This window comes from Ornithinibacillus bavariensis (genome assembly GCF_050433565.1).
Taxonomy (GTDB): domain Bacteria; phylum Bacillota; class Bacilli; order Bacillales; family Amphibacillaceae; genus Ornithinibacillus; species Ornithinibacillus bavariensis.
The window spans coordinates 193,228-212,288 of sequence record NZ_JBNPWZ010000005.1; the positions used below are offsets into that span (position 1 = coordinate 193,228).

General features: G+C 35.7%; 23 protein-coding genes. 17 read left to right on the forward strand and 6 right to left on the reverse strand.

Translation table 11 applies throughout. The annotated features are described in order from the left end of the window. Positions 1-22 precede the first annotated feature (22 nt). Positions 23-163 carry a cytochrome c oxidase subunit 2A gene (locus HNR27_RS11130; protein ID WP_212921884.1) on the reverse strand — a complete coding sequence of 47 codons (141 nt, stop codon included), beginning with the start codon at positions 161-163 and terminating at the stop codon, positions 23-25. A gap of 244 nt (positions 164-407) precedes the next feature. Between HNR27_RS11130 and HNR27_RS11135 the strand changes: the two genes are divergently transcribed. Both HNR27_RS11135 and HNR27_RS11140 read left to right on the forward strand, forming a co-directional pair. After that, complete coding sequence (locus tag HNR27_RS11135; RefSeq protein WP_429339776.1) at positions 408-1,481, forward strand: type III polyketide synthase; 1,074 nt, start codon at positions 408-410, stop codon at positions 1,479-1,481. Beyond that, on the forward strand, positions 1,481-1,999 hold the full coding sequence (locus tag HNR27_RS11140) for an isoprenylcysteine carboxyl methyltransferase family protein (protein WP_429339777.1): 519 nt from the start codon (positions 1,481-1,483) through the stop codon (positions 1,997-1,999). The genes HNR27_RS11135 and HNR27_RS11140 overlap by 1 nt, the downstream gene beginning before the upstream one ends. Before the next feature lie 89 nt (positions 2,000-2,088). Here HNR27_RS11140 and cspD read toward each other — a convergent pair whose 3' ends face one another. Continuing rightward, positions 2,089-2,289 carry a cold-shock protein CspD gene (gene cspD / locus HNR27_RS11145; protein WP_212921881.1) on the reverse strand — a complete coding sequence of 67 codons (201 nt, stop codon included), beginning with the start codon at positions 2,287-2,289 and terminating at the stop codon, positions 2,089-2,091. A 341-nt stretch (positions 2,290-2,630) separates the two neighbouring features. Here cspD and HNR27_RS11150 point away from each other — a divergent pair, with 341 nt between their 5' ends. Both HNR27_RS11150 and HNR27_RS11155 read left to right on the forward strand, forming a co-directional pair. Continuing rightward, positions 2,631-4,304 carry a formate--tetrahydrofolate ligase gene (locus HNR27_RS11150; protein WP_429339778.1) on the forward strand — a complete coding sequence of 558 codons (1,674 nt, stop codon included), beginning with the start codon at positions 2,631-2,633 and terminating at the stop codon, positions 4,302-4,304. Further along, positions 4,305-4,898, forward strand: coding sequence for an HD domain-containing protein (locus HNR27_RS11155; RefSeq protein ID WP_429339779.1), 594 nt, complete (start codon positions 4,305-4,307; stop codon positions 4,896-4,898). It begins immediately after the preceding gene. 66 nt (positions 4,899-4,964) lie between these two features. Here the strand turns inward: HNR27_RS11155 and HNR27_RS11160 are convergent, their stop codons facing one another. After that, entirely contained in the window at positions 4,965-5,954 is a 990-nt protein-coding gene (locus tag HNR27_RS11160) for a C40 family peptidase (protein ID WP_429339780.1), read from the reverse strand. Positions 5,955-6,074: 120 nt separating this feature from the next. On the opposite strand from HNR27_RS11160, the gene HNR27_RS11165 reads away from it, so the two are divergent. The 6 genes from HNR27_RS11165 to HNR27_RS11190 all read left to right on the forward strand — a co-directional run bounded on the left by HNR27_RS11165 (position 6,075) and on the right by HNR27_RS11190 (position 9,210). Next, the gene (locus tag HNR27_RS11165) at positions 6,075-7,046 is read left to right on the forward strand and encodes a thymidylate synthase (RefSeq protein WP_429339781.1); all 972 of its coding nucleotides are present in this window, start codon (positions 6,075-6,077) and stop codon (positions 7,044-7,046) included. 10 nt (positions 7,047-7,056) lie between these two features. Next, on the forward strand, positions 7,057-7,548 hold the full coding sequence (locus HNR27_RS11170; RefSeq protein WP_429339782.1) for a dihydrofolate reductase: 492 nt from the start codon (positions 7,057-7,059) through the stop codon (positions 7,546-7,548). 165 nt (positions 7,549-7,713) lie between these two features. Then, complete coding sequence (gene tatA / locus HNR27_RS11175; protein ID WP_212921876.1) at positions 7,714-7,914, forward strand: twin-arginine translocase TatA/TatE family subunit; 201 nt, start codon at positions 7,714-7,716, stop codon at positions 7,912-7,914. 22 nt (positions 7,915-7,936) lie between these two features. Continuing rightward, complete coding sequence (locus HNR27_RS11180) at positions 7,937-8,140, forward strand: twin-arginine translocase TatA/TatE family subunit (RefSeq protein WP_212921875.1); 204 nt, start codon at positions 7,937-7,939, stop codon at positions 8,138-8,140. 79 nt (positions 8,141-8,219) lie between these two features. After that, positions 8,220-8,963: a twin-arginine translocase subunit TatC gene (gene tatC / locus HNR27_RS11185; protein WP_429339783.1), complete on the forward strand. Its 744-nt coding sequence runs from the start codon at positions 8,220-8,222 to the stop codon at positions 8,961-8,963. Between the two features lie 25 nt (positions 8,964-8,988). Next, positions 8,989-9,210, forward strand: a complete 222-nt coding sequence (locus HNR27_RS11190; protein WP_212921873.1) for a YozE family protein — start codon at positions 8,989-8,991, stop codon at positions 9,208-9,210. 24 nt (positions 9,211-9,234) lie between these two features. Here the strand turns inward: HNR27_RS11190 and HNR27_RS11195 are convergent, their stop codons facing one another. Further along, complete coding sequence (locus tag HNR27_RS11195) at positions 9,235-9,558, reverse strand: YolD-like family protein (protein WP_429339784.1); 324 nt, start codon at positions 9,556-9,558, stop codon at positions 9,235-9,237. 123 nt (positions 9,559-9,681) lie between these two features. Here HNR27_RS11195 and HNR27_RS11200 point away from each other — a divergent pair, with 123 nt between their 5' ends. The 6 genes from HNR27_RS11200 (at position 9,682) to gdhA (ending at position 17,625) form a co-directional block, all read left to right on the forward strand. Next, positions 9,682-10,833: an exonuclease SbcCD subunit D gene (locus HNR27_RS11200; RefSeq protein WP_429339785.1), complete on the forward strand. Its 1,152-nt coding sequence runs from the start codon at positions 9,682-9,684 to the stop codon at positions 10,831-10,833. A 1-nt stretch (position 10,834) separates the two neighbouring features. Next, complete coding sequence (locus tag HNR27_RS11205; protein ID WP_429339786.1) at positions 10,835-13,948, forward strand: AAA family ATPase; 3,114 nt, start codon at positions 10,835-10,837, stop codon at positions 13,946-13,948. A 199-nt stretch (positions 13,949-14,147) separates the two neighbouring features. After that, the gene (vrrA, locus tag HNR27_RS11210; RefSeq protein ID WP_212921869.1) at positions 14,148-14,690 is read left to right on the forward strand and encodes a VrrA/YqfQ family protein; all 543 of its coding nucleotides are present in this window, start codon (positions 14,148-14,150) and stop codon (positions 14,688-14,690) included. Positions 14,691-14,767: 77 nt separating this feature from the next. Then, a complete protein-coding gene (msrB, locus tag HNR27_RS11215) occupies positions 14,768-15,721 on the forward strand; it encodes a peptide-methionine (R)-S-oxide reductase MsrB (protein WP_429339787.1) in 954 nt (317 codons plus the stop codon). 62 nt (positions 15,722-15,783) lie between these two features. Further along, positions 15,784-15,987 (forward strand): DUF6501 family protein, encoded by a 204-nt coding sequence (locus tag HNR27_RS11220; RefSeq protein WP_212921867.1) that lies wholly within the window; start codon positions 15,784-15,786, stop codon positions 15,985-15,987. A gap of 267 nt (positions 15,988-16,254) precedes the next feature. Next, the gene (gene gdhA, locus HNR27_RS11225) at positions 16,255-17,625 is read left to right on the forward strand and encodes an NADP-specific glutamate dehydrogenase (RefSeq protein ID WP_429339788.1); all 1,371 of its coding nucleotides are present in this window, start codon (positions 16,255-16,257) and stop codon (positions 17,623-17,625) included. A 113-nt stretch (positions 17,626-17,738) separates the two neighbouring features. Here the strand turns inward: gdhA and HNR27_RS11230 are convergent, their stop codons facing one another. Together HNR27_RS11230 and HNR27_RS11235 are read right to left on the reverse strand one after the other, a co-directional pair. Beyond that, positions 17,739-18,041 carry a DUF378 domain-containing protein gene (locus HNR27_RS11230; RefSeq protein WP_212921865.1) on the reverse strand — a complete coding sequence of 101 codons (303 nt, stop codon included), beginning with the start codon at positions 18,039-18,041 and terminating at the stop codon, positions 17,739-17,741. Between the two features lie 204 nt (positions 18,042-18,245). Further along, positions 18,246-18,506, reverse strand: coding sequence for a transposase (locus HNR27_RS11235; protein WP_429339789.1), 261 nt, complete (start codon positions 18,504-18,506; stop codon positions 18,246-18,248). A gap of 267 nt (positions 18,507-18,773) precedes the next feature. Between HNR27_RS11235 and HNR27_RS11240 the strand changes: the two genes are divergently transcribed. Beyond that, entirely contained in the window at positions 18,774-19,013 is a 240-nt protein-coding gene (locus HNR27_RS11240; RefSeq protein WP_212921864.1) for a ferredoxin family protein, read from the forward strand. The last annotated feature ends 48 nt before the right edge of the window (positions 19,014-19,061 follow it).

Genomic DNA, 19,061 nt, shown 5'->3' on the forward strand with positions numbered 1-19,061 from the left:
ATTCACACTCCTTTTAATAAATCTACCTTGAGAGAAATAATGTAAAGGCACCAATCCAGCTAATAACTAAAAATACACCTAAAATCATGACAGAAACAAATGTGCCCTTTAAATCTGATTTCTCTTCGTTGTGGTTCGCTTTTTTCTTCTCATCATTACTCATGAGAATTAGCCTCCTTTTGCAATGAATTAGTTCTTGCACCTTCATCATACACAATTTTTTTCTCTTGAAAATATTGCAAATGCATCGTTCAAATAATGTTCAATAATGGCGATAAAGCTAGGTGTTTCTTGGTTTTTGTAAAATTCCGTGGTAAATATTGTGGCAGAAATATGTAAAAAAACGTAATAAATTATGAAAACAGCAACAAACTAACTCTAATATTGTTTCTGATTAAGGTGAGAAGATGGCGATAATACGTTCGGTTGGAACAGGAATTCCAAAATATGAAATATCACAGACAAGGGTAAAAGATTTAGTTCAGCATATATTCAGTTATTCGGAAAGAGTAATTGAAAGGCTGTTACCAGTATTTGATAATGCTGCTATTAAACACAGGCAGCTTGTTGTGCCAGAGGAATGGTTTTTATCGGAGCATAGCTTTGAAGAGCGGAATAGATTATATCATGAGCTTGCAATTCAATACTCCCTAGAGGCGATGGATCATTGCTTAGAACAAACTACAATAAATTACGATGAAATAGATATGCTAGTATTTGTCTCAAGTACGGGAGTATCAACACCCTCTATTGATACTTTCCTAATGAATAAACGGCCATTTCGCCGTAATGTAGAACGGATGCCGCTCTGGGGGTTAGGTTGTGCAGGTGGTGCCATTGGTCTATCACGAGTTCATAATTGGTTAAAAGCAAATCCAGAAAAAACAGCATTACTTGTGAACTGTGAGATTTGTAGCTTAACCTTCCAACGTGGCGACCATAAGAAAAGTAATATAATTGGAACTGCATTATTTGGGGATGGAATTAGTGCGGTATTACTTATAGGAGAGAAATCTAAGTATCGGGAAGAACAAAATAAATTATTACCAATGATTAAAAGCTACAGCTCCTATACCAAGAAAGACAGTACCGATGTGATGGGGTGGGGTGTTGTTAACTCAGGCTTTGAAGTCGTTTTTTCTAAAAGTATTCCTGCACTTGTTGAAACGATTTGGAAGGACCATATGCTGAGTTTTATGGAAGTTGAGCAAGTAGAAATAGAAGATATCAAAGGCTTCATTGCCCACCCTGGTGGTAAAAAAGTATTGGACGCGATGAAGCAATCACTACATATTCATCCGGAAAAGCTAAAGTATTCTGAGAAAGTATTAAATGATCACGGAAATATGTCATCTGCAACAGTTCAGTACGTACTGCAAAGATGGCTAAAAGAGGATATGAAAAGTGGGGACAAGGGTATTATATGTGCTTTAGGACCTGGCTTTAGTTCAGAAATAATACTGGTGGAGTGGGATAAATAATGCAAATATGGATGTGGATATTGATACTGTTGATTATTGGCCAGAGAATAATTGAGCTAGTTATCGCTAAAAACAATGAAAAATGGATGAAAGCAAGAGGTGGTATTGAAGCAGGAAGTGCGCATTATAAATGGTTTATCTATTTACATCTTCTATTTTTTATTAGTCTTTTTCTAGAAACAATTGCTAAGCTTGATAATCAAGAAATTTCCTTTAATTATATCTATTTTCTAGTGTTTTTCGCTGCTCAGCTTGCACGTATTTGGTGTATTTCTTCCTTAGGTCGTTTTTGGAATACCAAGATCATTGTATTACCCCGTGTTTCCTTAATAAGAAAGGGGCCATATAAATATGTAAAGCATCCAAACTACATTATCGTTGCCGTTGAGCTATTTGTTATCCCAATTTTATTTGGAGCGTATATCACTGCTATCGTATTTCCAATTCTTCATATTCTTTTATTACGGATTCGGATACCTGCAGAGGAAAAAGCACTTGCATCTTTGTCAAAGCTCTAACAATAAACATAGCCTCGCTACAGAAGCGGGGCTATGTTTATTGTTCAAAAAAACGGTAATCAAAAGGGATTACCGTTTTGTCTATATGGTTATTTTTTAACTACGTTTGCTGCTTGTGGACCACGTTCGCCTTCCACAATTTCAAATGATACTTCTTGACCTTCTTCTAATGTTTTAAAGCCTTCTCCTTGGATCGCTGAAAAGTGAACAAATACATCATTTCCACCTTCAACAGAAATAAATCCATAGCCTTTTTCTGCATTAAACCACTTTACTACTCCGTTTTCCATGTAAATAGACCTCCTAAAAACTTTCACGTAAAACGTGTTAATACAAATGAGAAAAATGAGTATCAAAAAAAGGCAACTAAGACGAAAGTTTGGATCATAAAGCATCCTACTTCTTTCATGTCGAAGTTACCAATTTTAATGATCCATAAATCCTCTTTGCTTGTGTCAACTATAGCTTATTTTACATTGCCAGTCAAGATTATTGGGTATATTGTACAGAATAATCCAATACTTTCTGTTGTTTTGTTGGCAATCGTTGTATAATCTTATTGTGTAATGTTAGGGTAAAAATATGTATCATTTTTTTAAAAAATGTTTGGGTAATGGGAGGAGGAATTGACATGGTGAAAACGGATATTGAAATAGCACAAGAAGCAAGATTAAAACCAATAAAAGAAATTGCTGAGGGTTTAAATCTTGCGGAAGCGGATTGGGAGCCATACGGTCATACAAAAGCAAAACTTTCCGACAAATTATTGGAGAAATTAGCTGATAATCCAAATGGAAAGGTTATTCTTGTTACAGCAATTAGTCCTACACCAGCGGGAGAAGGAAAGTCTACTGTAACGGTAGGACTTGGACAAGCCCTAAATAAAATAGGCAAAAAAGCGGTGATTGCACTTAGAGAGCCTTCGCTTGGCCCTGTTATGGGAATTAAAGGTGGTGCAGCCGGGGGAGGATACTCACAAGTTTTGCCAATGGAAGACATTAATCTCCATTTTACAGGGGATTTACATGCTATCACGAGTGCAAATAATGCATTGGCAGCCATGATAGACAACCATATTCATCAAGGTAATGAATTAGGTATTGATCCTAGAAGAATTGAATTTAAGCGCGTAATGGATATGAACGATCGAGCACTTAGACAAATTGTTATTGGTCTTGGTGGACCTTTACGTGGTGTCCCTAGAGAGGATGGTTTCAATATAACTGTTGCATCAGAAATCATGGCGATTCTCTGTTTAGCAACTGATTTACAGGATCTTAAAAAGCGGATTTCCAATATAATGATTGGCTATACCTATCAGGAAGAACCGGTTTATGTTCACGACTTAAAAGTAGAAGGTGCCTTGACGCTATTACTGAAAGATGCAATTAAGCCGAATCTTGTTCAAACAATTGAAAATACACCAGCCATTATCCATGGTGGACCATTTGCGAATATTGCTCATGGATGTAATAGTATTATTGCCACGAAAACAGCGGTAAAACTAGGTGAATACGTTGTAACCGAAGCAGGGTTTGGAGCAGATTTAGGTGCTGAAAAGTTTCTGGATATTAAGACTAGAGCTGGAAATATTGACACAGATGCAGTAGTCATTGTTGCAACAGTTCGAGCTTTAAAAATGCATGGTGGGGTTCCTAAGAACAACCTAACAGAAGAGAACTTAGAAGCATTGAGAGCTGGAATGGAAAATCTGCAAAAGCATATTGAAACAATTCAATATTTTGGACTACCTTTTGTTGTTGCGATAAATAAATTTCCTACAGATACAGTAAATGAAGTTAACGTCATTGAAGCTTGGTGTGAGCAAAGAGGCTACACAGTTGCAATGACAGATGTTTGGGCAAAAGGTGGAGAGGGCGGAATTGAACTTGCACAAAAAGTTGTTCAAACGATTGAAAAAGGGGAAAAGAGCTTTAAGCGAGTCTATGAATTAGAGGATCCATTAGAAATAAAAATGACTAAGATTGCTCGAACTGTATATGGTGCAGACGGAGTTGAGCTTTCTTCTAAAGCCAAAAAACAGCTAGCATTTTTTGAGAAACAAGGTTGGGGAGAGCTACCAGTTTGTATGGCGAAAACCCAATATTCGCTCTCTGATAATCCAGCGCTTTTAGGTCGTCCCAAAGGCTTTACCATAACAATTCGCGAGCTTCGTCCGTCAATAGGTGCTGGTTTCATTGTCGCTCTCACTGGTGATATCATGACAATGCCTGGTTTACCGAAAAGTCCTGCTGCGCTAAAAATGGATGTAACAGAAGACGGTAAGATTGTAGGGTTATTTTAAATGAGTCAAGTTCAGCAATTAGAAGCCATTCAAGCGTATTGTCAGGAGCTTTTTGGAAAGGATTCAAGCGGACATGACTTTTTCCATTTAAAGCGTGTGGCAAGACTTGCTGAGGATATTGCTAAAGAGGAGAAGGCGGATCAGTTTATCTGTATCGCTGGTGCATGGCTACATGATGTCGGTGATCATAAATTGTTCCAAGATCCGATGGCAGCTTTGGCAGAGATGGACGAATTTCTAAGGTCCATTCATTTATCAGAAGAACAGATTTTAGCAATTCATGAAGCGATAGTCAATGTATCGTTTAGTAAGGGGAAAATTCCTTCCAGTATCGAAGGTAAGATTATTCAAGATGCGGATCGAATAGATGCGATAGGCGCAATTGGTATTGCCAGAACGTTTGCATACGGTGGCTCCAAGGGTCGATTAATTTATCATGAAGAGAAGAAGGAAGGAACCTCTGTCCAGCATTTTTATGATAAAATCTTGACCTTAAAGGATACACTCCATACAGAAGCTGCGAAAAGGTTGGCAAGTAAGAGGCATGCATTTGTTGAATTGTATTTAGAACAGTTTTTCGAAGAGTGGAACTAAAGAACGAAAGCAAGTAATGTGTAAAAGAATTACTTGCTTTCGTTTCATTTCATATCTAATGAGTATTTAACCGCCAATTTTCTTTGCCCCTAAGTATCGCTGTTGCCAATATGCTTCACCCATATTACTAATCTCCACACCATTATTTCCTGCATGAATAAATTGGCCATTACCTAGGTAAATACCGGCATGAGAGGGACCTGGTTTATACGTTTGATAAAAGACGATATCTCCAACAGATAACGAGTTTACTGGTTGGGCATAGTTCCAGATGTCGCTAACAGTTCTCGGGATAGTGATACCATTCACACTATACACATAATTTAAAAATCCACTGCAATCAAAGCCTCCAGGTGATGTACCACCCCAAACATAAGGAGTACCAATGTATGCATATGCAGTTTGAATAATAGAGGAATAATTGCTTTTTACAGATACAGATTTTACATTAGATTGTTTGGTATTTGATATAGTAGAGGTTTGCTTCTGTGATTCATACATCGTAGACAAGGATTGTTTTGGTGCTTCATCTAAAAAATCTATGTTATGTCTTTCTTCAGCAATTTCGACTGCCTTTTTCGTTAATGGTCCGTAAATACCGTCAATTTCGCCTTCATAGTAACCGAAGTACTGAAGGGATTCTTGAACAATCTTTACATCCTCGCCCCGTAATCCAGGATATACTGATCCAGATAACCTTTCTAAACGTTTTAAATGATTATCAATGTCAACTTCAATTAAAGCGTAGATAGTTTCTTTGTCTGCTTGCCCAGAAATAGTTATGTTATGGTCTCGTTGAAACTTTTTTATCGCATGCTCTGTTAAAACACCTAGTTCACCATCAACCTTGTCATTGTAATAGGAAAGCTCATTTAATTTAAATTGCAAGATTCTAACTGCTTCACCGTGATCACCATAATTCAATTCTTTCGCTTCTAATAGTGTTTTATTTTCAAATATTGGATAGGCTCCTGCATATACGGCAAATGGTTGGCTTAATACGAAGCTATACAAAAGTGTGTTTTTTGCGATACTTTCCACCGTACCATTCAACATGCAAAAAATCCCCTTTCAAAGTTGGACTCTTGTTAACTAGTTTTATTGTTAAATTAATTGATTTATGAATTACGATTATGTTACAAGATTTATGTTACAATGAAATAAAATAATTTTACTATGGGGGAGAATATAGTGGTAAAAGGAGAACAAGCATACCTAGACCTTTGCAAAACAATTTTATCAAATGGTACAAAACGAGATGACCGAACGAATACTGGAACTTATTCCATTTTTGGCCACCAAATGCGTTTTGATTTATCGGAAGGATTTCCGTTATTGACAACGAAGAGAGTACCATTCCGATTAGTCGCAAGTGAGCTACTTTGGTTTATTAAAGGGGACACAAACATTCGTTATCTATTAGAAAATAATAATAATATATGGAATGAATGGGCATTTAAGAAATGGGTGGAAAGTGATGAGTACACTGGCCCAGATATGACTGACTTTGGTAATCGAAGTCAAACGGATGCAACATTTAATGAGCAATATGAAGAGCAAATGGAGATATTTAAGAAGTCGGTTTTAGCAGATGATGAGTTTGCTAATAAATACGGTGATCTTGGGTTTGTTTATGGCAAGCAATGGCGAGACTGGAAGACATCCCAACATGAAACAATTGATCAGCTAAAGGATGTAATCGATTCTATTCGTCAGAATCCGAACTCTCGAAGACATATCGTATCGGCATGGAACCCAGAGGATGTGCCAAACATGGCTTTACCACCTTGTCATACGCTGTTCCAGTTCTATGTTGCTGATGGTAAACTATCATGTCAGCTATATCAACGTAGTGCAGATGTTTTTTTAGGTGTGCCTTTTAATATTGCAAGCTATGCATTATTAACCCATTTAATTGCACACGAAACAGATCTTGATGTAGGTGAATTTGTTCATACACTAGGGGATGCACATATCTATCAAAACCATGTAGAACAAGTAAATATTCAATTAGAAAGAGATATTAGAGCTTTACCACAGCTTCGTTTAAATCAGAACAAAAAATCCATCTTTGACTTTGAGCTATCTGATTTTGAAATAGTTGGGTATGATCCACATCCTACTATTAAAGCTCCAATTGCAGTATAAGGAGGATTATATGATTTCATTATTATTTGCGATGGATCGTAATCGATTAATTGGTGCAAACAATGATTTACCCTGGCATTTACCGAATGACTTGAAGTTTTTTAAGGAAAAAACAACAGGCCACACAATTATTATGGGTAGAAAAACATTTGATTCTATTGGACGAGCACTACCTAATCGGAGAAATGTTGTTCTAAGTAAGAAGGAAATCAGCCTTCCAGAGGGTGTAGAACTAATTCATGATATGAATACCTTTCTCGAGTGGAGTACTGATCATCCAGAGGACGAGATATTTGTCATTGGTGGTGGCGGATTATTTGAACAGATATTACCATATGCTGATCGGATGTATGTGACTCTCATAGATGAGGAATTTGCAGGAGATATTTATTTTCCTGATTTTTCGTTGGAAGATTGGAATGAAGTTTCGCGGATCAAAGGTAAAAGAGATGATAAAAATCCGTACGATTATTATTTTATTCAATATGACCGAATAAAGTGATTTGCTTTGGAGTTGTATATCATGGCTAGAACTGATAAAATAAAGATGGTTTAAAAGGAACCATCTTTATTCTTTTTGAACTTTTTGTGATAGTTTTTACGGTTACATATCTTTTCAAATGCTTTTAAACTATAATTACTTTAATCGATTGAAGAAGGTGTAAGCATGGCAACCATTGGAATTCCAGGTTTAATATTAATACTTATCATTGCGTTAGTTATTTTTGGTCCGAAAAAGCTTCCTGAAATCGGGAAAGCAGCTGGACAAACACTACGTGAATTTAAAAAATCAACGAAAGATTTAACAGAAGATGTAACAGAAGAAATGAAAGAAACAAAAGACATCGTCAAAGGAAAAGACAACTAAAAATCTTTTGGAGTGAGTGAGAATGAGTAGTATTGGTATTCCAGGTTTAATTTTAATTCTTATTGTTGCGTTGGTAGTTTTTGGTCCTTCCAAACTCCCTGAAATAGGAAAAGCCTTTGGTAGTTCCTTACGAGAGTTTCGCAACGCTGCAAAAGAAATTGTTTCAGATGATGATACGGAAGCAAAACCTACGAAAGAAACGAATACAACGATAAAAAACGACTAAGAAAGGTGTAAGGTTTTAAACCTTGCATCTTCTTTTCTGTTTGTCATACATAAGTCTAGCAACACTTGAGGTGTAAAGTATGGTACGAAAAAACCCTGAAAAGGAAATGAATTTTACTGCTCATCTATCTGAATTGCGAAATAGGCTAGTAATATCAGCAGTATTTTTTGTTGCATTTTTTATCATCAGTTTTATTTATGTCGATGATATTTTGAAGTTTTTTCTAAATGATTTTGATTTTAAATTAACATTAATTGGTGTCGGAGAAATTGTTTGGATCTCTATTACAGTTGCTGGGATTGTCGCAATAGCAGGTACAATTCCAATCTTGGCGTTTCAATTATGGATGTTTATTAAACCAGGACTAACCCCTAAGGAACGAAGAGCATCCTTAGCTTTTATTCCTGCCATTTTTCTTTTATTTCTTGGCGGTTTAGTTGTTGGTTATTTTATGTTTATTAAGTTAATTTTGCCATTTTTATTATCGTTAAATAATGGCATGTTTAACGAAATGTTTACCGCGGAAAAATACTTTAAATTTTTATTCCGGGTTACGTTACCATTTGCTATTATCTTTGAAATACCGATAATAGCTATGTTCCTAACAAGTCTTGGTATTCTAACACCAAGATTCATGCGGAAAACTAGAAAATATGCTTACTTTGTTTTGGTAATTATAAGCACTATGGTAACACCACCAGACTTTTTCTTACCAATTGTCGTGTCGATCCCTTTCTTTTTGTTATATGAAATTAGTATTTTATTGTCTAGTTCTGTGTATCGTAAAAGAGAAGAAAAGCATCGAGAATTTATGGAGGCATAATTTTGTAAGCTTTTGAGGTGTATATATGCGATCTTTTTATCATTTTATGATGACTTATCGGGGAAAAAAGAAGCCAGATGATGAGAGTAAATTAGCTGATTGGATGTTTCAGGATCATAACTTTCCGAAGCATTCTACTGAGTATCACGAGATTAGTGATTATCTGGAATGGAATAGTCCTTTTACAAATGCGATTGCTGTTTTTGATGCCTTATGGGATCAGTATTTGTTGAAGGAAAAAGATTAATGCTCTGGAATTTCCAGAGCATTTTTATATGATAGAACAAATGGAAGTGAAAGGGATGTAATGTTTTTCTTTATTTAAATCTTGAAGTATTATAACTTGATTTAATTGATCTAATTTAGAAATAATGCCTTGTATCTCTATAATTTTTCCACTTTCAAAGTACGTAATACGAACCTCTTCATTGTTTTGATTTGCTTCGATTATACGTCTATTTATCGTTTCCAGCTCTTGTTCATCCAGCATTGGCTTAACGACTTTTTTATCCTCGTTCCATATCTTCTTAAGCAGTTCAACATGCTCTGGTAACATTAAAGAAGTCCATTTAATCGAGCCTCTGTCACTTATCAAGAGAATCACCTCATTATTATTATATACGAACGTTTGTTTGTTATTCAACATTTCTTTCTACTGAAGTTACTATAATCATGTTAAAATAAAGTAAAATCATGCATACACAAGGGGGAAACAAAGATGAAAATACTGCACACAGCTGATTGGCACTTAGGTAAGATTGTAAACAGTGTTCACATGACAGAGGAACAAGAATATATTCTAAACCAATTATTGGATATTATACGAAGTGAGAAACCAGATTGTGTTGTAATTGCAGGGGATCTATACGATCGTGCTGTCCCTCCTAAAGAAGCAGTTGATTTACTAAACCGAGTATTAACAACCCTTGTTACAGATATAAATGTACCCGTACTTGCAATTTCAGGAAATCATGATAGTCCGGAAAGATTAGAATTCGGTACAGAGATGTTTCGCGCGCAACAGCTTTACATTGAAACGAATCTTACTAGAAGTCTTAATCCAGTTGTCCTCTATGATGAACATGGACCAGTTTATTTTCATTTAGTTCCATATATTGAACCTGCTGAAGCAAGAGCTTTTTTCCAGGATAATACAATAAATTCGCATCAAAAAGCAATGGAAGCAATAACTAACTATATAAAGGAACATAACAACATGAATGATCGTCATATTTTTGTTGGACATGCATTTGTTGCAGGTGGAATGGAATCAGAATCAGAAGAACGACTTTCCATGATAGGTGGGACACCATATGTAGACGCTAGTCTTTTTGATGATTTTGTTTATGTGGCACTTGGACATTTACATCAGCCACAGCGTATTATGCGTGATGTCGTTCGATATAGTGGTTCTATCTTAAAATATTCCTTTTCCGAATCCACACACAAAAAATCGGTAACAATGGTTGAAATAGATAGAACGGGTCATTGTAAACTAGAGTCAATTCCGCTAATTCCAAAGCATGATATGCGAGTAGTAGAAGGATTCTTCGAAGAGTTATTGAATCAGCCACTTGAATCACCAGAGGATTATTTGCATATACGACTACTTGATAAAGGTCAGATTATGGATCCAATGTACAAACTAAGAAAAATCTACCCTAATATTTTACGATTGGAACGTGTTGGCTTTTCAACCACGAAGAGTTTGCTAGATTTACAGCATATTAGAAAAAAACAAACCCAATCACATATGGAACTCTTCGCTTCATTTTACAAGGAAATCACCGAGGAAGATATCGATGAGAAGCGAATGAACTATATTCAAAAAACGATTTCTAGTGTAATAGCAAAGGAAAGAGGGGAATAGCATGCGTGCACTTAAGCTTAGTATGACAGCATTCGGACCATATTTAGACAAGCAGGTAATCCATTTTGAAGAGCTAGGTGATGAATCGATTTTCCTCATTACAGGTCCGACTGGCGCAGGTAAGACTACTATTTTTGATGCGATCTGTTTTGCCTTATATGGAAAAGCAAGTGGAACTGATCGGGATCAGGATTCCTTGAGAAGTCATTTTGCTGCAACTGACGAACCAACGGAAGTAGAGTTCCGATTTGCATTAAATAATAAAGTGTATGAAATTGTTCGCAATCCAAAGCAATTAAAGAAAAAAGAGCGGGGAGAAGGGTATACGGAAGAACCTGCTAAAGCACAATTCTACGAAATAGTTGGTGAAGAGAGGCATTTATTATCCTCGCGAATTAAGGATGTTAATGAAGCGATTGAAGATAGATTAGGCTTTGATTATGAACAATTTCGAAAAATGGTTTTAATTCCTCAAGGTGAATTTCGCAAATTAATCTCAGAAAACAGTCGTGAAAGGGAAGCCATTCTGCAGAAAATTTTTCATACTCAATTTTATGAAAAAGTGACTGAAGAGCTTAAAGCTAAGTCTAAGGAATTAGAGGCAGAGTTAAGAAAACTAGAGAACGATATTCAATATGAGTTTTCCAAGGTGGACTGGCAGCTGGTTGAATGTGAGGAAAATACTACAAATGAAAATTATATAGAAATGTTGACAGTTGAAATCGAAGAGACAAAAAAACTTGAAGCGGTACAGGAGAAGCTTAAAAATAAACAACAAGAAAAAGTAATGATTGCTGAGGAAAAGCTAAGAAAAGCGAGTTTGGTTGAAGAGAAATTTAAAGAGCAGCAACTATTACAGGATCAATATGAACAGCTGGAAAAAATGAAGGATTCTATAGCAGAAAAGAAAGAAAAACTAAAGCTAGCTAAGCTTGCTGATCAAATTTTACCTCTAGAAGAACAGGCAAATGCTAGAAAAGAAGAATGGAAGAATCAAGTTAGTCTGTTGCAGAGACAAGCAGACAAAGTTAAACAATTAAAACATGACTTTGCAGAGGTACAATCTAAGTATCAGGACGCTCTAAGTAAAGAACATGAGCGAGAGAGCTTAAAGGAAGAAATTAATAAAGCAAAAAAACAGCTTGAACAAGTGAACGACTACCTGCAGTTATTAAAAAAAGTAGATAATCTTAGACAAGAGAAAGAAAAAGAGGATACTAATCTCCTAGCAATTGAAAGAGAGATGCAACAAAATGAAGTTAAACTATCTACGATGGATAAACAACTAGCTAGCGAAAGTGTGCTAACGAAGTCCTATTATGAAACAAAGGAAACACTTAAGAACCAAGAGAATTTGCAAAATAAATTACATGTTCTTCGAGCTGAAGAAGATCAGCTTAAGGCACTAAGAAGACAATATAAGCTAGCTCAAAATACGTATATTGAAAAACAAGAAAAAATGAAGCAGTTAAAAGAACAATATGCCGTCTTAGAATTGCAGCAAAAGGAACAATTTGCCAGCGTTCTAGCACACCAGCTTGTGACAGGTGAGCCATGTCCAGTGTGTGGATCGACCCATCATCCAAATAAAGCAGTACATGAGTCGATAGAAAATGATTTTGAGCAGATGGACCAATTGAAGCTCCAAATTCAGCAAGAGGAAATATTGTTTGAATCCATTCAACGTGAATTTGTTGACCATAAAACAAATGGTCAGACACAACGAAGTCTTGTAGACAAGCTTCAAGCTGAAATACAAGGAATCTATCCAGAATTTAAGATAGAGGATATAGATGTTTTACTTACAACTGTCGATCATGAAATCCAAAGTATTAAAAACAAGTTAGAAGCGATTGTAAAGAAACAAAAAGAAATAGAATTCATTCAATTCGAACGTAAGACAATACAGAGTAAGAATAGCGAATTAAAACAAACGTTTGATTTAAACGTAAATAATCTAAAAGCTGTTAACGAAGAACTCATTCGAACAGATACGATTAGGGAGCAATTACAAGAGCAGTTACCAGAACAATTAACAGATCCAGAAGCGTTCTCAAACACATTGACCGAGAAGGAGAAGCTTTATAAGAAGGTTATCCAAGAATGGGAGCAGCTAAAGTCGACTTATGAAAAAATAAGTGAGACACTGCAACGAGAAACAACCGTATTAGAACAACAAGAAAAATTCGAAAGAGAAACAAAGAAAAAATACGATATGCAGTATGAGAGGTTTCTAAATTCTCTAATAGACTATGGGTTTAACACAATTGAGGAATATTATCAATTTAAATTACCACTAGAGCTTCAGAGGGAAATCGAGTTGGAGATCGATGATTATAATAATAAGCTGAGTCAAATACGCTATCGCCTAACACAGCTCCAGGAACAATTAGCTTCTGCTGCACGCGAGAATTTGACGGACCTTGAAGCGGAGGTTTCAAACCATAAAAACGAGTTGAGCTCATATCACGAGAAACTGCTAACACTTCGTAACAAACTAAAGCATGATGAAGGTATTTTGCATAAAACACAGGATATTTTAGCTAAAATGAAGAATTTAGATGCAGATTATTATGTCGTTGGTAGCTTAGCAGATTTATCAAGTGGAAATAATTCTTTACGATTATCATTTGAACGATATGTATTGGCTTCCTTCTTGGATGAAATTTTACTACAGGCGAACATTCGACTTGATCGAATGACAGACCATCGCTATCAACTTATTCGAAGCGGCGCAGTTGCTAAAAGGGGCGCACAAAGTGGACTCGATCTAGAGGTAATGGATCACCATACAGGAATAACTAGATCGGTAAAAACACTTTCTGGTGGGGAAGGGTTTAAGGCTGCTTTAAGCTTGGCTTTAGGACTTGCTGATGTTGTACAAGCTCATGCGGGAGGAGTGCAGCTTGACACTTTATTTATTGACGAAGGTTTTGGAACACTGGATGACGTTTCTTTACAGCAAGCTATCGATTGCTTAAAGGACCTACAGGAAAGCAATCGACTACTTGGTATTATTTCACATGTTCCCGCCCTAAAGAATGAAATACATGCAAAATTAGCCATTACACCGTCCCATAGAGGGTCTAGTTTAGCCTTTAATTTTGGAAAATAGAAGAGAAATAAGTCAATAAATCTTAGGATATTTCTTATTTCGCTAAAAATCGCCCAATATCGCTAAATTTATGTTGATTTCTGCGGTTACCCGGGAAATATAACTAATTATTTCATATTGCTATTGTTTCGTTCGCCTACACCCTTCATGAATCAATACGTACAATAAACTAGATACTAATGAAATGAGGGACTGTATAATGATATTCCCACCACCAAGACAATCTCAAAATTTTCTTCGTCCAAGTGGCCGTAATTTTATGATGCCAAATAGAGGATTTCAAAATATGCCTTCACAAGGTAATATAGGCGGTATCCTTCAACGTTTTTTAGGATCGAATCAAAGTCAAAATATTGGACAGATGGCAAGTAAAGGATTTGGCGGAATATCCAAAACATTAAATAGCGTACAGCAAGTTCTACGAGTTGTAGATACCGCCGCCCCAATTGTCAAACAATACGGACCTATGGTTCGGAATCTACCAGCAATGTATCGAATGATGAAGGCATTTAAAAATATGGAAAGCACTAATACTGATTCTGATTCCGAAAATGATAATGATAATGAAACTAAGGAAGCGAGCAGTAATAAGGAGAGTATAGATATTGGTATAGAAAGCGACATACTAGATAGTTTCGAATCAAATTCTAGCAGTGAATCTAATACTTATAGGCAGCACGAACAGAAAACACCAAAGAGAAGTACAACGAATGGGGAATCAACTCCAAAATTGTTTATCTAATGAAGAGCACAGGACTTGATTTTTATCTTAATTAATTGAAGAATGAACTATACAAGTAATTTTTGGAGGTAATGAGCATGGCAAATAATTTAGAGAAAGCAACCTTTGCTGGTGGTTGCTTTTGGTGTATGGTCGAGCCTTTTGACACGAGACCGGGAGTCAACAGTGTGATATCAGGTTATACTGGTGGACATGTAGAAAATCCAACCTATGAAGAAGTATGTTCTGATACAACAGGACATGTTGAAGCAGTTCAAATTACCTTTGATCCCGAGATAATGCCATATGAGAAGCTTGTGGAAACATTTTGGCAACAAATTGATCCCACCGATCCAGGTGGACAATTTCATGATCGAGGAGAATCATATCAAACCGCTATTTTTTATCATACAGAGGAACAAAGACAGATAGCTGAAAAATCAAAACAGTTATTAGAGAATAGCGGAAAATTTTCAAAACCTATTGCGACCAAAATTCTTCCTGCCAAACCTTTCTATGAAGCGGAGGAGCGACATCAGGATTATTACAAAAAACAATCGTTTCATTATCGACTTTATAAAAAAGGTTCTGGTAGGGAGGACTTTATTAAAAATACTTGGAAAATTAATAAAGCCGATTTAAAGGAAAAATTAACTCCGCTTCAATATCATGTTACACAGGAAAAAGGAACGGAACACCCTTTCCAGAATGAATATTGGGATAACGAAGAAGAAGGTATTTATGTCGACATTGTATCTGGAAAACCACTTTTTTCTTCCAAAGACAAATATGATGCTGGGTGCGGGTGGCCAAGCTTTACAAAACCAATTGATGCATATGAAATTGTTGAGGAATTAGATACATCACACGGGATGATACGTACAGAAATTAGGAGTAAGACTGCCGATTCACATTTAGGTCATGTATTTAATGATGGTCCAAAGGATCAGGGAGGATTGCGCTATTGCATGAATTCAGCTGCTATGCGTTTTGTTCCTAAACATAAAATGGAAGAAGAAGGCTATGGAAATTTATTAAGATTATTTGACTAGGGAAATGAATTTACCATAATTTTAATATGTAAACTAGATAAAAAAGGAGATAATATCATATCATGATGCATTTAAAATGGGAAAGTAATCCAACCATAAAACAAATAAAATGTGTTCACGCAAATGCTAAAAAGTTTGTAGTTGATAATAAGCTAACACCAGGAAAAGTATACGATGTAAAAAACGAAACGGACGAGTTTTATTTCATTATTGACAATAGCAATCGTATTGCTGGATTTCGTAAAGATTATTTTGAAGAGATATAATAATATAAAGGTCGATTTTAATATCGACCTTTTTCTATGCGAAAAATCATTTTGAAGTTTCTAATTTATGTGGTAAAATGAAATTTATATTTCAAAAAGTAAATCTATTCCTTAACTTGCGAAAAGTATTCCTTCCTCTTAACTTCTAATGTTTATAAATATCCACAAAAACTATTATAAAAGATATTTCTACATTCATTCCATTAGTTTGTTTCTATAAATTATACGATATCGTCTTATTTTATGTTGAATTGGAGTTGATTACATATGTATGGTTTAGAACTAGAAAATGAGAATGTAAGGAACTATTTAAATCATCTATACGAAACAGTTATAGTACGTAATCCAAATGAAGTCGAATTTCACCAAGCCGTAAGAGAGGTTTTTGATTCATTAGTACCTGTTCTTGTGAAGCATCCAACCTATATTAAACATCGAGTACTTGATCGCTTAGTAGAACCAGAACGATTGATAACCTTTCGGGTTCCATGGGTCGATGACGAAGGTATTGTACAGGTCAACAGGGGATATCGCGTCCAGTTTAATAGTGCTATTGGTCCATATAAAGGAGGTCTTAGGTTCCACCCTTCCGTGAATACAAGTATTATAAAGTTTTTAGGATTTGAACAAATCTTTAAGAATTCTTTAACTGGTCAATCAATAGGCGCTGGAAAAGGTGGTTCCGATTTTGATCCAAAAGGTAAAACCAATATGGAAATAATGCGTTTTTGCCAAAGCTTTATGACTGAACTAAGTAGATTTATAGGCCCTGATTTAGATGTTCCAGCAGGGGATATTGGTGTAGGTGCTAGAGAAATAGGCTACTTGTTTGGCCAGTACAAAAAGATAAAAGGAGCCTATGAAGCTGGTGTATTAACAGGTAAAGGAATTAACTTCGGAGGAAGCTTAGGACGTAAAGAGGCGACTGGATACGGTACGGTTTATTTTGTAGCAGAAATGCTAAAGGAAAATGGTAAAAGCTTTGAAAATAAAACAGTTGTTGTATCTGGTACAGGTAATGTCTCCATTTATGCAATGGAAAAAGCTAAAGCCTTTGGCGCAAAAATTGTAGCATGTAGTGATTCCAATGGCTATATATATGATCCAGATGGAATCAATATAGAAACAGTAAAGCTTTTAAAGGAGATCGAGAATAAAAGGATAAAAGAATACATCCATATTCATCCTACGGCTAGCTATAAAGAAGGATGTGACGGAATATGGTCAATCCCTTGTGACATTGCTTTACCATGTGCGACTCAAAATGAACTAAACCAGCAGGCTGCTAAATTGTTAATTGCAAATGGTGTAATAGCAGTTGGAGAAGGAGCCAACATGCCGACAACACATGATGCGATGGCCGAGTTTTTAGAACATAATGTTTTGTTTGCTCCTGGGAAAGCTGCTAATGCAGGTGGGGTGGCAGTATCCTCATTAGAAATGGCACAGAACAGTTCTCGAACCACCTGGACGTTAGAAAAAGTTGATGCAAAATTACAGACGATTATGAAGAATATATTTAAGCAGTGCATGGAAGCTTCGGTCGAATACAATGTTAGGGGAAATCTTGTTGCAGGTGCTAATATTGTTGGGTTTGTTAAAGTGGCAGATGCAATGATTTCTCAAGGTGTTATATAGGAAAAAGAAAGACCCATATTACATAGATATGGGTCTTTCCTATTTTCTTCCTAGCGTTCTATTCTTTAATCCATATGAAACAAGGAATATTTCAACTTCCCTAAAAAAGGAAATTAATCCCTTCTCTCTCTCGAAGTGGTCACATCATCTTCTTCAGAGAATTCTGTTCCATAGGCCATTCGACCATTTTTTGTTGCCCGAGATGGCTCATAATCATTTTCTTGCAAATCCTTAAATAAAAGACCAATACACCATAAGCCACTTAGTCCTACAAGGGAATAAATAATTCTGGATATTGCAGAATCCTGACCACCAAATATTGCAGCAACTAAATCAAATTGGAATAAACCAATTAATCCCCAGTTTATTGCACCGATAATAACTAGTGCTAAAGCAATTCGACTTATAACACTCATTTTAAAACCTCCCTTCCTTTTATAGTGAAAAGTAAAGGTATCCCTTACAATAGGATTAAAAACTAGAACTGATTTACAAATACTTTAGGCATGAAAGACTTAATTTCTTAATACGTTTTGGTACGAACTCCAATATTGAAGTTCGAAATTCTTCTTAAGAAGATGTAATGTTATATTTTCCATTTTTACAAGTTTCATACAAAATTATTTAGACCAGTTTTTAAATAATTGTTCAAGTAAAGAAAATATTAAATATACCCCTATATATGCCCCTGTGATGAGAAATAGAGGATTAAGAAATATTCCATGGATTGTGGTCATAAAAACCTTATCATGCTTAATGACATCATAAATTGCAAATGTGAGGATATTTCCAGCAATAAGTCCAGAAATAATGGCTACACTTGTAAATAAAAGCTGAAACCAGTTCCATTTTCTATGAAGAACAAACATTATCATTGGCATGATAATACTTCCGATTATCAGGAATACAATCAACATGATCACCCTTAGTAAGTATTCTACCCACTAGTATCTCTGTAAAAAAACATAATAACCCTTTTTTAAATGGAACAATATCTAAACGATAAATCTTGTAATGTAATTGATAATCAATATAGTAAATAAAAAGGACAACCTGGTAATATTTGCTTACTACTATGCCGTGTTTTGTAGTATAATTACTATATTATGGAGTGAAACTTGCTTATACTATCAAAAGGAGGGTCTTACATGGCATTTGTTATAACCTCGCCTTGTAAAACAGAAAAAGCCGCAGAGTGTGTGGAAGTTTGCCCTGTGGATTGTATAGAAGAAGGGAAAGACATGTTTTATATAGATCCAGATATTTGTATTGATTGTGGTGCTTGTGAGGCTGTATGCCCTGTAGAAGCAATCTATATGGAGGATGAAGTTCCCGAAGAAGAAAACGAGTATATTTTATTAAATAGAAAATTTTTTGAGGATCGTTAGGTGGACCACCGCTAGCCCAATTCAGGGCTGCGGTGGTTCTTTTATTAG

What these genes read in the sequence shown, in the direction of transcription:
- HNR27_RS11130 (WP_212921884.1), bottom strand. Translation starts at nt 163, where the DNA reads ATGAGTAATGATGAGAAGAAAAAAGCGAACCACAACGAAGAGAAATCA.
- HNR27_RS11135 (WP_429339776.1), top strand. Translation starts at nt 408, where the DNA reads ATGGCGATAATACGTTCGGTTGGAACAGGAATTCCAAAATATGAAATA.
- HNR27_RS11140 (WP_429339777.1), top strand. Translation starts at nt 1,481, where the DNA reads ATGCAAATATGGATGTGGATATTGATACTGTTGATTATTGGCCAGAGA.
- cspD (WP_212921881.1), bottom strand. Translation starts at nt 2,289, where the DNA reads ATGGAAAACGGAGTAGTAAAGTGGTTTAATGCAGAAAAAGGCTATGGA.
- HNR27_RS11150 (WP_429339778.1), top strand. Translation starts at nt 2,631, where the DNA reads ATGGTGAAAACGGATATTGAAATAGCACAAGAAGCAAGATTAAAACCA.
- HNR27_RS11155 (WP_429339779.1), top strand. Translation starts at nt 4,305, where the DNA reads ATGAGTCAAGTTCAGCAATTAGAAGCCATTCAAGCGTATTGTCAGGAG.
- HNR27_RS11160 (WP_429339780.1), bottom strand. Translation starts at nt 5,954, where the DNA reads ATGTTGAATGGTACGGTGGAAAGTATCGCAAAAAACACACTTTTGTAT.
- HNR27_RS11165 (WP_429339781.1), top strand. Translation starts at nt 6,075, where the DNA reads ATGGGGGAGAATATAGTGGTAAAAGGAGAACAAGCATACCTAGACCTT.
- HNR27_RS11170 (WP_429339782.1), top strand. Translation starts at nt 7,057, where the DNA reads ATGATTTCATTATTATTTGCGATGGATCGTAATCGATTAATTGGTGCA.
- tatA (WP_212921876.1), top strand. Translation starts at nt 7,714, where the DNA reads ATGGCAACCATTGGAATTCCAGGTTTAATATTAATACTTATCATTGCG.
- HNR27_RS11180 (WP_212921875.1), top strand. Translation starts at nt 7,937, where the DNA reads ATGAGTAGTATTGGTATTCCAGGTTTAATTTTAATTCTTATTGTTGCG.
- tatC (WP_429339783.1), top strand. Translation starts at nt 8,220, where the DNA reads ATGGTACGAAAAAACCCTGAAAAGGAAATGAATTTTACTGCTCATCTA.
- HNR27_RS11190 (WP_212921873.1), top strand. Translation starts at nt 8,989, where the DNA reads ATGCGATCTTTTTATCATTTTATGATGACTTATCGGGGAAAAAAGAAG.
- HNR27_RS11200 (WP_429339785.1), top strand. Translation starts at nt 9,682, where the DNA reads ATGAAAATACTGCACACAGCTGATTGGCACTTAGGTAAGATTGTAAAC.
- HNR27_RS11205 (WP_429339786.1), top strand. Translation starts at nt 10,835, where the DNA reads ATGCGTGCACTTAAGCTTAGTATGACAGCATTCGGACCATATTTAGAC.
- vrrA (WP_212921869.1), top strand. Translation starts at nt 14,148, where the DNA reads ATGATATTCCCACCACCAAGACAATCTCAAAATTTTCTTCGTCCAAGT.
- msrB (WP_429339787.1), top strand. Translation starts at nt 14,768, where the DNA reads ATGGCAAATAATTTAGAGAAAGCAACCTTTGCTGGTGGTTGCTTTTGG.
- HNR27_RS11220 (WP_212921867.1), top strand. Translation starts at nt 15,784, where the DNA reads ATGATGCATTTAAAATGGGAAAGTAATCCAACCATAAAACAAATAAAA.
- gdhA (WP_429339788.1), top strand. Translation starts at nt 16,255, where the DNA reads ATGTATGGTTTAGAACTAGAAAATGAGAATGTAAGGAACTATTTAAAT.
- HNR27_RS11230 (WP_212921865.1), bottom strand. Translation starts at nt 18,041, where the DNA reads ATGAGTGTTATAAGTCGAATTGCTTTAGCACTAGTTATTATCGGTGCA.
- HNR27_RS11235 (WP_429339789.1), bottom strand. Translation starts at nt 18,506, where the DNA reads ATGCCAATGATAATGTTTGTTCTTCATAGAAAATGGAACTGGTTTCAG.
- HNR27_RS11240 (WP_212921864.1), top strand. Translation starts at nt 18,774, where the DNA reads ATGGCATTTGTTATAACCTCGCCTTGTAAAACAGAAAAAGCCGCAGAG.